The organism is Methylibium sp. T29-B (genome assembly GCF_000576225.1).
Taxonomy (GTDB): Bacteria; Pseudomonadota; Gammaproteobacteria; order Burkholderiales; family Burkholderiaceae_C; genus Methylibium; species Methylibium petroleiphilum.
The window spans coordinates 1-11,982 of record NZ_AZSN01000111.1 but is presented as its reverse complement, the minus strand read 5'-3'; the positions used below and the strand labels follow the sequence as shown (position 1 = coordinate 11,982).

Annotated in this window: 10 protein-coding genes, 2 pseudogenes and 1 riboswitch; of the genes and pseudogenes, 3 read left to right on the top strand and 9 right to left on the bottom strand. The window is 68.0% G+C overall.

Annotation, left to right across the window (positions count from 1 at the left end; genetic code table 11):
• The 6 genes from Y694_RS22665 to Y694_RS15565 all read right to left on the bottom strand — a co-directional run.
• Window positions 1-411: DUF5677 domain-containing protein (locus tag Y694_RS22665; protein WP_197028799.1), on the bottom strand; the 411-nt coding region annotated here is incomplete at its 3' end.
• Window positions 393-896, bottom strand: coding sequence for a hypothetical protein (locus Y694_RS24365; protein ID WP_152543511.1), 504 nt, complete (start codon window positions 894-896; stop codon window positions 393-395). The genes Y694_RS24365 and Y694_RS22665, both read right to left, overlap by 19 nt.
• Window positions 897-1,639: 743 nt before the next feature.
• Entirely contained in the window at window positions 1,640-2,605 is a 966-nt protein-coding gene (locus tag Y694_RS15580; protein WP_051512005.1) for a hypothetical protein, read from the bottom strand.
• A gap of 442 nt (window positions 2,606-3,047) precedes the next feature.
• A complete protein-coding gene (locus Y694_RS15575) occupies window positions 3,048-4,406 on the bottom strand; it encodes an aspartate aminotransferase family protein (RefSeq protein WP_036234097.1) in 1,359 nt (452 codons plus the stop codon).
• 34 nt (window positions 4,407-4,440) lie between these two features.
• Window positions 4,441-4,761 carry an EthD family reductase gene (locus Y694_RS24360; protein ID WP_049820860.1) on the bottom strand — a complete coding sequence of 107 codons (321 nt, stop codon included), beginning with the start codon at window positions 4,759-4,761 and terminating at the stop codon, window positions 4,441-4,443.
• 17 nt (window positions 4,762-4,778) lie between these two features.
• Window positions 4,779-5,333 (bottom strand): amino acid synthesis family protein, encoded by a 555-nt coding sequence (locus Y694_RS15565; RefSeq protein ID WP_011827970.1) that lies wholly within the window; start codon window positions 5,331-5,333, stop codon window positions 4,779-4,781.
• Between the two features lie 128 nt (window positions 5,334-5,461).
• Here Y694_RS15565 and Y694_RS15560 point away from each other — a divergent pair, with 128 nt between their 5' ends.
• Window positions 5,462-6,319 carry a LysR substrate-binding domain-containing protein gene (locus Y694_RS15560; protein ID WP_036234094.1) on the top strand — a complete coding sequence of 286 codons (858 nt, stop codon included), beginning with the start codon at window positions 5,462-5,464 and terminating at the stop codon, window positions 6,317-6,319.
• 4 nt (window positions 6,320-6,323) lie between these two features.
• Here Y694_RS15560 and Y694_RS15555 read toward each other — a convergent pair.
• The 3 genes and pseudogenes from Y694_RS15555 to Y694_RS15545 all read right to left on the bottom strand — a co-directional run.
• Window positions 6,324-7,582: pseudogene (locus tag Y694_RS15555) on the bottom strand (putative Na+/H+ antiporter).
• A 117-nt stretch (window positions 7,583-7,699) separates the two neighbouring features.
• Window positions 7,700-8,275 carry a TMEM165/GDT1 family protein gene (locus Y694_RS15550; RefSeq protein ID WP_036234091.1) on the bottom strand — a complete coding sequence of 192 codons (576 nt, stop codon included), beginning with the start codon at window positions 8,273-8,275 and terminating at the stop codon, window positions 7,700-7,702.
• Window positions 8,276-8,283: 8 nt separating this feature from the next.
• Window positions 8,284-8,458: riboswitch (yybP-ykoY riboswitch) on the bottom strand.
• Between the two features lie 25 nt (window positions 8,459-8,483).
• Window positions 8,484-8,924 (bottom strand): annotated as a pseudogene (locus Y694_RS15545) (sigma 54-interacting transcriptional regulator); the annotation flags it as partial.
• A gap of 225 nt (window positions 8,925-9,149) precedes the next feature.
• Between Y694_RS15545 and Y694_RS15540 the strand changes: the two are divergent.
• Together Y694_RS15540 and Y694_RS15535 are read left to right on the top strand one after the other, a co-directional pair.
• Window positions 9,150-10,586, top strand: coding sequence for a histidine kinase (locus Y694_RS15540; RefSeq protein ID WP_155935839.1), 1,437 nt, complete (start codon window positions 9,150-9,152; stop codon window positions 10,584-10,586).
• Window positions 10,583-11,215: a response regulator transcription factor gene (locus Y694_RS15535; RefSeq protein ID WP_011827958.1), complete on the top strand. Its 633-nt coding sequence runs from the start codon at window positions 10,583-10,585 to the stop codon at window positions 11,213-11,215. The genes Y694_RS15540 and Y694_RS15535 overlap by 4 nt, the downstream gene beginning before the upstream one ends.
• The last annotated feature ends 767 nt before the right edge of the window (window positions 11,216-11,982 follow it).

Genomic DNA, 11,982 nt, shown 5'->3' with positions numbered 1-11,982 from the left:
CCCTAGGCGAAATCCAGAGACTGACGGATGCGTGTACTCTGAGAGGAAGCTGTATAGGTAGTCAAAGAGCTCCAGATCCTCCAGGTGTGAACTGCTCTCCGCCATCTTGTAGTACGAGATGTGTCCGATGTACTCTTCCCCGTCCTCCTTCCGCAGAATCCTTCGGGAGTCGATGCGCCCATTCGCTGTTCTCGCGAAGTCATGAGTCCCAAGCTTTAGGCCAATCTGAGCATCGGTGAGGTGCTTCAGCATCTCAGGACGGGAAATCGCATAGGTGATATGAAAGTAGTTTTCTAGAAGATGCCTCGCTAGTGATAGGCCGTCAGCACCAATGTTTTCAGATAGAAGGACCTTGATTGCTCGGAGAGTCTTCATGCTCTTCGCCGCGCAGATCAGCGCGTAGTCGTCCACGAAAAATGGGCGCTCGATGAGCGAATCCGTTTTGCATTCCGCTTCAAGCCGTGTTCTAGAACATATCCGAAGCAGATGATGCAATGGTCGAGTTCCATCTCGAACGAGCGTAAAAGCGCATCTATTGGGTGTTCTGGCGGCGGATTTCGCTCTAGCTCAAAGTATTGATCGATTGCAGCATTCCAATCAGCCAAATCTTTCGTTGTCGCGAGCTTTTCGTTCTCGCGCGATATCAATAGACCCCCTGTTTTTCGGTAGGCGTGAATGATGTGCGGACGGACCTCCGCTCGCTGCATCGCGTCAACCGCTTGCCGCTCCAACTCCTCCTCTGACACGAGGTACTTCCATAGGAAAACAGGGTCACTTCCTTTCGAGGGCGCTCGGTTGAATATGCGCCAAAAGTCTTCCTCCGCGCGCTCCAGAATCTCCACTGCTTCTGGAACGAGAGGAACTCGTTTGTGGCAGTCCCCGTCTTTGTCCACCACCCATTTGAACGCCTTTCCTTTGCAGCATGAGCCGTATCGAAGTCCGCTATCGCATGGGCATTTGGCGTTTGATCTAGGTTCGCGCATCGACGTGACTGTCATCTAACGTTTGAGGTAAGCGGCAGAACCCGGTACCCCGGAGGCTGTCCGCTTGACCGAATGGTTAGGCCGCATTAGAGCCCCCTGACGTCGTAGACCCGCAAAGGGCGACAAGCGACAAGGCGCAACTACCCAAGCTACTACCACCGATCACTCGCGGCCCTTCTACCATGAAGCCTACTTGAGCGACCTTGCCCAGATGCTGATGCCGCAGCTCATGCACTGGCTAGTGAAGTGATTCCAGTGCGTGCTGTCAGGCGCGACGTGGAAGCGCTTGCCGCATTTCGGGCAGGGAACGAATGAGAGGTACAAAGCGCAAGCCATGATGACAAACCAGCTCATGATGCCAAAGAGCCATGTGTACCTGACCAAGCGTCGCTGGCCGACGGCAGTGCGAAGAGTGCGCCCACAATGACGAACAGGGCAACTGGCAAGAGACTACCTACGAGTCGTGCTGTGTTGCGCCAGCGAAGCCGGGGAATGACGTACTCGGGATCGTCGGACGGGACGGAGTTCATGCGGCCTAACGTTCGAGCTAAGCTGCCCGCGGAGGCAGGCGTTGTAAGCCCGGACTGAGTCGATAGTACGACTGGCTCAGGCCGGGCTTACAAAGCCTGCCGTGGCGGGTCAGCTTGAGCGAGGGGTTAGGCCCCAGCGCCACCAAGCGCCTTCTGGATGGCGGCCTTAGCTGCTGAGATTTTGTTCGCACGTTCGCGCGCCTCAAGGCGTTCATCAAGTATGAGTTCGATGCCAAGACGGAGTGTCGCGAAGTGCTTAAGGCATTCTTCCTCAGAGAGTTCGTGGATGCCTTTACTTAGCAGAGAGTACATGCCCGGGTGATCCACCAAGAAGGCGGGTAGGTAGGCTCTGAGCATCGCGATCTTCTCGCCCATTCTGCAGCGAGCGTAGGTTTCCTCATCCCAGCCATTCGCCTCCTTTGCTACGGTGTGCGCCTCCTCCACCAAAGTCTCAAAGATGCGACGCAAGTAAACATACGCGCCAACGCCAACATCATGCGAGGCTAAGCCTATCGCCCGGGTAAGCTCACCTAGCTGGGCCTTTGACAGAACATGCGTGTACTTCTTGACCTGAAGAAGGTGAAGGTCACCATAAGAAGGCTGCTGACCGATCTTCTGGAACGTCCACTGGACGCCCGGCGGACCAGAATCGGTTGGGATGACTTGGTAGTCAATGAAAAACAGGAAGTCTTGCCTATGAGCCTCATGTCTTGTGCACTTCGCTGCAACGTAGTACACGTCCGATTGCAAGCGCGGGTGCTTGGGGTTGATCCCGTGCTGATGCTCCAGTTTCTCGCGCGCGAGGTTGCGCTTGTACTCGTCAGGCCGGTCTGAAGCGGTGACCTTGAAGGTCGATTCGCGCTTGCACTTCACGCAGAAGCTGTCGTATGTGCCGTTGAGGTACAGCACATCGAGGACTTCCCAGACCTGCTCGCCTTCGTACGCCACCGGTGCGTAGAGCGGCACGCTGAGAAGGAACTCGATCGGCTTTGGAATGCTCATGGGCAAGTGACCGGTTTCTGGGGCCAAACTAAATAGTTGAGCGGCGCCCGCGCAGCGGGTCGTCCGCTCGAACGACAGGTTCGGGTGCATCGACGCGGGGCATGAATCAACTATTCCTCTAATGCTCGGCTGGCTGCGCGATGCGGCTTGTCTGCTGTTGGCTCACGCTGCGCTGTGTGCATGTCCGCTCAAGCAAGCTTGTGCGGCGTGCTCGCAGCGCAAGCTAGCAGACTTCTCGCATTTCATACAGCCCACCTGCTTTCGCTATGAATGCAGGTTGTCTTCCGCGTAGCGGCGACTGTCAGCTGAACTAGATTTCGACATGCGCGACCGTACTGGCGCCGTTGATCTAACGCAACCCCTGCGTGGACGCCAGCACCTGCGCTAAGCCCTGGAGAAGGCCCGTTCGATGCCGATGCGCAGTGGCGTTTAGGCGGCCCAAATGACCAAGGAGTCGGGTGAGTACCCGACGCCGTGAAAAGAAGAAGGCGTTTCGATCCCGCTCGCGCTCAGCGCGCGACGTGAGGGGCGCTCAAGCAGCAGGCAACACCGCCCCCACCCCCTCCGCCACCGCCTCCACGATCCGGTCGATCGTGGCCTCGTCGCTCACCAGCGCCGGGCCCAGGTAAACGGTGTCGCCGCGGCCGCGCGTGACCACGCCGCGCTGGCGCATCTGGGCCAGCACCTGTGGGCCCATCTTGCGGGCGGGGTCGAAGGGCTTCTTGGAGAAGCGGTCTTCCACCAGCTCCACCGCGGCGATGAGGCCCAGGCCGCGGATGTCGCCCACGTTGGGGTGGTCGCTCAGCGCGCCGCGCAGGCCGCGCAGCAGCCGGTCGCCCAGCACCTGCGCGCGCGCCAGCAGGCCTTCGCGTTCGATGACGTCCAGCGTGGCCAGCGCCACCGCGCAGGCCACGGGGTGGCCGCTGTAGGTGTAGCAGTGCATCCAGGTGTCGGCGCCCGGGCGGTCGAACACCGCGGCCACCTTGTCGGACAGGCCCACGCCGCCCATCGGCACGTAGCCGCTGGTGATGCCCTTGGCAAACTGCACCAGGTCGGGCTGCACGCCGCTGCCCCAGTGGCCCAACGCGAACAGCTTGCCGGTGCGGCCGAAACCGGTGATGACTTCGTCGGTGGCGAACAGCACGTCGTAGCGGTCGCAGATCTCGCGGATGCGGCGGAAGTAGCCCGCCGGCGGCACGTAGGCGCCGCCGCCCATCACCGGCTCGGCGATGAACAGGGCCACCGTGTCGGGGCCCTCGGCCAGGATGGCGCGCTCCAGCTCGTCGGCCGCGGCGGTGGCCGGGTCGCCACCGGGCGGCACGGTGTAGCGGTAGGCGTCGTGGTTCGGTATGTGCACGAAGCCCGGCATGCGCGGCTCGAAGGCCGGCCAGTAGGCCGGCATGCCGGTGGCGCACATGGCAGCCAGCGTCACGCCGTGGTAGCCGCCCATCACGCTGATGGTCTTGTACTTGCCGGGGTTGCCCTGCGCCTTCCAGTAGTAGCGCGCGGTCTTGATGGTGCTGTCGGTCGACTCGCCGCCCCCGGAGGTGAAGAAGAAGCGGTGCATGTTGGGGTACACGCGGTCGGCCGCCAGCTTCTCGGCCAGCTCCATCGCCCGCAGGTTGGTGCTGCCGGCATAGCCGGAGGCATAGGCCAGCTCGCCCATCTGCGCGGCGGCGGCGTCCACCAGTTCGCGGCGGCCGTAGCCCAGGGTCACGTTCCACAGGCCCGACATGGCGTCGATGTAGCGCTTGCCGTCGGCGTCGGTCAGCGTGGTGCCCTCGCCCTTCACCCACACGTTGCCGGCCAGGTGGGCGGCCTCGTTGTGCAGCGAATGCACCAGGTGGCGGTGGTCGCGCTGCAGCAGCGCGGCGTTGAGGCTGTCGCCCATGTGGCTGGCTCCGTGGGTTGCGGGGGTCGCGGGTTCAGACGCCGGTGTCCACCAGCGTGTGTTCGTCGACGAACAGCCGCTCGCGGCGCGACACGTGGGCCATGGAGTCGGCGGCCACGGCGCGGCCGTGCTTGGTGTCGTAGGCGGCGTCGAAGGCTTCCTTGCTGTCGAACCACAGCTCGGACACGCCGTCGATGGCGCCCTCGCCGTCGGCCGTCACCAGGTTGAAGCGCAGGCCGCGCAGGCCGGGCAGCTGGCGCGCCAGGGCGGCGTGCTGGCCCAGCCACCACGCGGCGAAGTCCTGCGCGCTCATGTCCTCGCGACGCTTGAGGAGGATGATGGCCTTGAAGAACATGGAGGTCTCCTTCGCACTCATGCGGGCTTCCTCACACGATGGAGCGGTCGCCCGCCGATGGCCAGCACCAGCGCCACCAGCATCTCGTCGGGATGCGGCGCGTCGGCGATGGCGATCTCCGCGCCATCCATGTCGTCGAAATTCCAGATGTCGTTCTTGTTGGTCACCGGCATCACGATCAGCGAGCCCGGCCCGCCCATCTTCTTGCTGCCGGGGATGATGGCCTCGCCCTTGTGCACCGCGCGGCGCACCGGCGCGCCGAACTTCGGGTGCAGGATGGCCGCGGCGTGCTCGATCTCGCCGTCCAGGCCCACGATGGCGCCCTTGCCGTAGCTCTGCACCGCGTCGGGCGCCACGCCCAGCGCCTGCACGCCGCGGCGGCCCAGCAGGTCGCCGAGCTCGGCGCCCAACTCGTACAGCGGCGAAAGGTCCTCCACGTAGCGGCCGGCATAGGGGTTCTTCACCACGGCGGCCACCACCACCTTGCGGGCGGGCGGGTCGACCGGGCGGCCGATCTCGGTGTGGATCTCCTCGAGCTGGACCACCAGCTTGCGCAGTTGCAGCAGTGACATCGTCGGGTTCGTCCTGGAAGACAAGGGGGAAAAAGGGAACGTCAGCGTTTCACTCTAGGCGGATCGAAAGCCGCTGAAAAACGAAAACTTCGTGGCGCGACAGTTCACGTTTCGTAAACTCAGCGTCCATGCTGCTGGACATCGATCAGCTCCGCACGCTGGTGGCGTTTGCCGACGCCGGCAGCTGCAAGGGCGCGGCCCACCTGGTGCACAAGACGCCCTCGGCGGTGAGCGTGCACCTGGCCAAGCTGGCGGCCTCGCTGGAGCGGCCGCTGCTGGAGCGCCAGGGCCGGCGCCTGGTGCTCACGCACGACGGCACCGAGCTCGTGCGCTACGCGCGGCGCATGCTGGCGCTGCAGAGCGAGGCGCTGGCGCACTTCCGCGCGCCCGAGTTCGGCGGCACGCTGCGCGTGGGCCTGCCCGACGACTACATCCCGGTGCTGATGGCGCCACTGCTGGCGGCGCTGGCGCGGCTGGCGCCGCGCGCCCACGTGGAGGTGCAGTGCGCGCCCAGCGCCGAGCTGCGCCCGCTGCTGGCCGACGGCCAGCTCGACCTGGCCATCCTGTCGGCCGAGACCGACACCCAGGAGGGCGTGGTGCTGCGCACCGAGCGCGTGGTGTGGACGGCCTCGGCCCAGCACGACGTGGCGTACGCCGACTGCCTGCCGCTGGCGCTGTTCCCAGAGGGCTGCATCTTCCGCAAGTGGGCGCTTGCGCAGCTGCGCAAGCGGCGGCGCGAGCACCGCATCGTCTGCACCAGCCGCAGCATGGCGGCGGTGCAGGCGGCGGTGCGCACCGGCTTCGCGGTGTCGGTGGTGGCCGAGAGCTGCGTGCCGCCCGACGCGGTGGTGCTCACGCCGCAGCAGGGCTTTCCGGCGCTGCCGGCGGTGACGATCATCCTGGCCGCCTCGCCGGCCACCGACGCGGCGCTGGCGCAGCGCCTGGGCGAGCAGATGCGGGGGCCGTTGAGGCGGGTGAGGGGCTAGCGCGTCAGAGCAGCAGGAAGGCGGCGGCAGCCACCAGCGTGGGGCCCAGGGCGCCGAGCAGCAGGCCGCCGGCGCCGACCGATTCGTCGGCGAAGCCGCGCTTGAGCAGCGCCACGCCGGCCGGGTTGGGCGCGTTGGCGATGACCGTCAGCCCGCCACCCGCCACCGCACCGGCCACCAGCATGTACTTCGACGCGTCGGAGATGCCGGAGATGAGCGAGCCAGGTAGGTGAGCGCCGCGTTGTCGGTCACGGCGGTGAGCGCCAGCGCGCCGAAGAACAGCGCCAGCGGCTCCAGCCCCGCCACGATGGGCTGCAGCCACCAGCGCTGCAGGCCGCCGAGCACCACCAGGCCCGCGAGGAAGAAACCCACCAGCAGCGCTTCCTTCAGGATCAGCGGGTCCTGGTGGCGCGCGTAGGCCTGCGTGAACCCGAGAAACAGCAGGAACAGCGCCAGGAAGGCCACCGGGTGATGGGCCAGCATCACCACGCCGGCCAACAGCGCCAGGTGCACTCCCACCACCGCCAGCGGCACCGGCTCCGCACCGGCGGTGCCCGCTTCGTCGGGCCCGGCCACCAGGTGCCGGCGCAGCAGGAAGGCGGCCACCGAGGCGTTCACCAGCACGGCGAGCGCCGCCTTCCAGCCGAAGTTCGCCAGCATGAAGGCGCTGTCCCATTGCCAGGCGGCGGCCACCATCAGCACCGGCGGCGCGGCATAGGAGGTGAGCGTGCCGCCGATCGACACGTTGACGAACAGCACGCCCAGCGCCAGGTACTTGATGCGCTCGGGCACGCCGGGCCGGAACACCAGCGGCGCGAGCAGCAGCGCCGCGATGGTCATGGCGGCGGGCTCGGTGATCAGCGAACCGAGCAGGGGCACCGCGGCCAGGCCCAGCCAGGCCGACACCAGCGGCGTGGGCAGCGGCGCGAGCCGCGCGATCGCGCCCACGGCACGCATCACGGTTTGCAGCACCGGCCGGGAGGCCGCCACCACCATCACGACGAAGACGAACAGCGGTTCGGTGTAGTTGCGCGATTCGGCGTAGTCGAGCGCCGCGCCGCGGCCGGCGACGAGCGCCATGACCAGCACCAGCACGATGGCCCAGAAGCCGAACACCACCTCCACCTCGCCCAGCAGGTGGAACAGGCCGGCGTGGCGCGGATGGCGGTGCGAGAGGCGCTCGAGCTGCTTGGCAGCGAAGGTGTGGACGAGGGCCACACCGAAGAGGGCGGCGGCGATCCAGTCGATCGTGGGGTCGGTCATGGGCAGCAGGGTCGTGAAGCAACCGCGAGGCGGCCCGACCTTCGCAAGAACCTGCCGCACCGCGCTCGCGGTCCGACACCCGGGGGGAGTGTACGGGGCGCTGGAGGGCGCCGTGGATCAGAGGAGATGGCCCACGTTGAACAGCGTCAGCACGCCCAGCACCGCGAACAGCAGCGCGGCGATGCCGTGCACCAGCCTCATGGACACCCGCTTCGCCACGCCGTCGCCCAGCAGCACCGCCGGCACGTTGGCCAGCATCATGCCGAAGGTGGTGCCGGTCACCACCGCCCACAGATCGGTGTAGCGCGCCGCCAGCGCCACGGTGGCGATCTGCGTCTTGTCGCCCATCTCGGCGAGGAAGAACGCGACCACGGTGGTGCCGAACACGCCCAGGCGCAGGCGGCCGCTGCCCTCTGCCTCGTCGTCGAGCCGGTCGGGCACCAGCATCCAGGCGGCCATGGCGAGGAAGGAGCCGCCGATCACCCAGCGCAGCACGTCGGGGCCCAGCGCGCGGGCGATCCAGTCGCCCACCGCGGCGGCGCAGGCATGGTTGACGAGGGTGGCGACCAGGATGCCCAGGATGATGGGCAGCGGGCGGCGGAAGCGGGCCGCGAGCAGCAGCGCGAGGAGCTGCGTCTTGTCGCCCATTTCACCGAGGGCGACGATGCCGGTCGAGACGAGAAAGGCTTCCATGCGTGCGAGAGGTCCTGGGCCGGATGACGCAATGACCACACGGCCTCTCCGGCCACGCGGAGGCTGTGCGGTCAAAGGTCTTGCCAGGCTGTGGAAGCTGCTCGCACCATGGCCTGCAGGCCAAGTGTGTTGACGCGAGCCCCTGCAACGGATGCAGGGCGGCTACTCCCCGATGACGGGTGGGAGTCGCGATTCTAGCCAGGGCCCGCTAGGAGCGTTCGCCCTCGGGCGGCAGCTGCGTGGGCGAGACGATGCCGAAGCGCTTCATCTGCCGGTAGATGGTGGTGCGGTTCTGCCCGGCCTGCGGGTCCAGCAGTTCCAGCGCCTCGTCGGCGATGAAGGCGCGGGTGTCCAGGTGCTCGGCTTCCTCGCGCAGGATCAGCTCGAACAGGTCGCCGAGATCGCGCCGGTCGCGCAGTGCCGGCAGCGGCAGCGTGGCGCCGCACAGGCGGTCGTACAGGTCCTCGCGGAAGCTGCCGGCGGCGATGAGCTGGCGCAGGTCGCGGTGCGAGGCGGCGATGACCGGGAGCTCCACGCGGATGGGCCGGTCGGCGCCGAGCGGCAGCACCTCGTGCTCGGACCGCACGCGCAGCAGGCGCGTCTGCAAATGCAGCGGCATGTCGCCGATCTCGTCGAGGAACAGCGTGCCGGCGCAGGACGCCAGGACGACGCTGCTGAACGTGGGCATCAACCACACCTTCTGATCCGATCCGTTTTGTTAGAGAGCTGAGCCGACGGCTTTTGGGGGTGCCCGGGGGGCACCCCTTTTTGTGGCGCGCCCGCCGGCGGCCCACGGGCAAACTGCCTTCCGCGACGCACCTGCCCCGGGCCGGCCGCCTGCTTGATGCAAGATGCGCGGCACACCGTGCCGCCCATGTCGCTGCCCCCTTCCGTCCTTCCCGCGCCGCCGCTCGCCGCGCCCGGCACCAACACCGGCGCGCGGCCGGTGCTGCACCTGCGGCGCGCGCTGATCTGGCGCATCGTGTTGATCGCCGTGGCGGTGCTGCTGTCGCTGGCCGCCTGGGAGGTGCGCGTGCTGCGCCAGGCGGCGACCGCCGAGCTGCCGGCCACCGCGTCGCTGGTGGCGCAGCTGCTGAACGACGATCTGGCGCGACGCACCTCGTCGTTCGACCGCATCGACATCGAGGTGCCGCTGACGCCGCTGGAGCGGCTGGGACGGCGCATCTCGTTCTGCGTCGAGGTCCAGCACCTGATGCGCGACCGGCCGCTGGCGCAGTCCTGCCTGTCCGAGGAGCCGGTGACGGACGCCGGGCGCCTGCTGGCGCCGTGGCTGCGCGCCGGCGCGATCGGCAACGCCCAGGCCACGCGGCTGCTGCAGTTGCAGGCCGGCATCCGCGCCGGAACCATCGTGGTCACGCCGAACTGGGACAGCCTCGGCCAGATGCTGTGGCAGCGCTGGCTGGTGCTGGGCGGCTTCGCGCTCGGCTTCGTGGGGGTGGTGGCGGCGGTGGCGCTGCTGGTGGACCGCTCGCTGCGCCCGGCCAACGAGGTGCTGACGGCGCTGGCGCGGCTGGAGGGCGGCGACCTGAGCGTGCGGCTGCCGCCGTTCGCGCTGAGCGAGCTGCGCAGCATCGCCGGCAGCTTCAACCGGCTGGCGGCGCGCTGGGCCGCCACCACGGCGCGCCAGCGCCTGCTGACCGAGCGGCTGCTGCAAGTGCGCGAAGAGGAGCGCCGGCGCCTCGCGCGCGAGCTGCACGACGAGATGGGTCAGAGCCTGGCCGCGCTGTGGGCCGAGGCCGAGGTGGTGTCCACGCTGGCCGGCCAGTCGCTGCCGCAGCTGCGGCCGAGCGCCGACGCGATGTCACGCACCACCGAGCACCTGCTCGAGGGCCTGCAGCGGGTGCTGTCGGACCTGCGGCCTCCGGCGCTCGACCGCTTCGGGCTCGCACAGGCCCTGCAGGCGCTGGTGGCGCAGCCGCGGCGCCGGGCCGCGCAGGGCGACCTGCACGCCACGCTGGAGATCGACGGCGACACAGAACGCATCCCGGACTCGATGCGGGTGCATGTCTACCGCATCGTGCAGGAAGCGCTGACGAACGCGGTGCGCCACGGTGATGCTGCACAGGCGCGCGTGCGGCTCGCCTGCACCGAGCGGCAGGTGAGCATCGAGGTGACCGACAACGGCAGCCACCTGGGCGTGGCGGTACCGGTGCCGGGCCACGGCCTGCTGGGCATGAGCGAGCGGGTCTCGGCGCTGGGCGGCACGCTGGACGTGGCGCCCTGCCTGCCCGGTGGCATGCGGCTGGCGGTGACGCTGCCCTTGCCACCGCTGGAGGAGACGCTGGCATGACGATCCGCGTGATGCTGGTCGACGACCACGCGATCGTGCGCGAGGGCTACAAGCGCCTGCTGGAGCTGCAGAGCGACATCGTCGTGGTGGCCGAGGCGGGCGACGGCGGCGAGGCGCTGAACCAGTGGCGCGCGCTGCGGCCGGCGGTGGTGGTGATCGACCTGGGCCTGCCGGGCATGGGGGGGCTGGAACTGATCGCCCGGCTGCGCCAGCGCGACGAGGCCTGCCGCATGCTCGCCTTCAGCATGCACCGCGACGCGGTCTGGGTGGCGCAGGCGCTGCGCGCCGGCGCGCTGGGCTACGTGACCAAGAGCAGCGCGCCCTCGCAGCTGGTGGCTGCGGTGCGCGAGGTGAATCAGGGCCGCCGCGTGCTGAGCCCGGATGTCTCGGGCGAGGTGGCCAGCGCCCTGCTCGACCCGCAGGACAGCGCCGCGCACGGCCTGTCGCCGCGCGAGTTCGAGGTGATGCGGTTGCTGGTGGGCGGCCGCACGCCGCAGGAGATCGCGCAGTCGCTGAGCCTGAGCGTGAAGACGGTGCACAACGTGCACTACCAGATCAAGTCCAAGCTCGGCACGGCCAGCGACTTCGAGCTCGCGCGCATGGCCTGGCAGCGCGGCTGGATCGGCTGAGCGCCGCGGGCGCGCGCGCTCAGCCGCGCGCGGGAAGAACGCCAGCGTCACGAGCAGCAGGGCCGCGTACATGCCGATCTCGGCGGTCTCGGTCCAGGGCTGGATGCGCTGCAGTGCGCCGACCACGTGGGCCACCAGCATCAGCGCGAACACCGCGGTGAGGAACTCGAAGGTGGGCTGCAGTGCGACGCCGGTCAGTGCGGCGCGCAGCATCATCGCTTCGAGGATCAGGATGAAGCAGCCGAGGCAGCGCCCGAAGTAGACGGCCAGGTCGGTGTGCTCGGGGATGCGCCAGCGCATCAGCCGGGCCCAGGCCAGCGGCGTGAAGGTGATGGGCAGCGCGAACACCAGCGTGGTCACGATGCACAGCCACAGCAGGTAGGTGGGGGCGTGGGCGCTCCAGGTTCCGATCATGGTCTCCTCCGGGGTTCGGCCTTGTTGTCCAGATGCCGCCGCGAGTGTGCAGAAGTCGGCGCGTTCCGCCGAGGGCAAGTTGCCCGAGCCACGTTCTGTCGCAAGTCTTGCGCGGCCTTGCATCACCGCGGCGCAGAATGGGCCGTGGCGCGGAACCGCGAGGCCCGCAGCGGACCTCAAGGGGTCGTTCCCGGAGTTCGCCCCGCCGCGCCCGCGGCGGGCAAGGAGTGACAGACGATGAAGCGATCGACACGCTGGCTGCTCGCGCTGTGCGGCCTCGGTCTCGGGGTGCTGGGCGCGCATGCGCAGACCACGCGGCCTGCCGTGCAGGCGCGCGCGAACGGCAGCGGCGG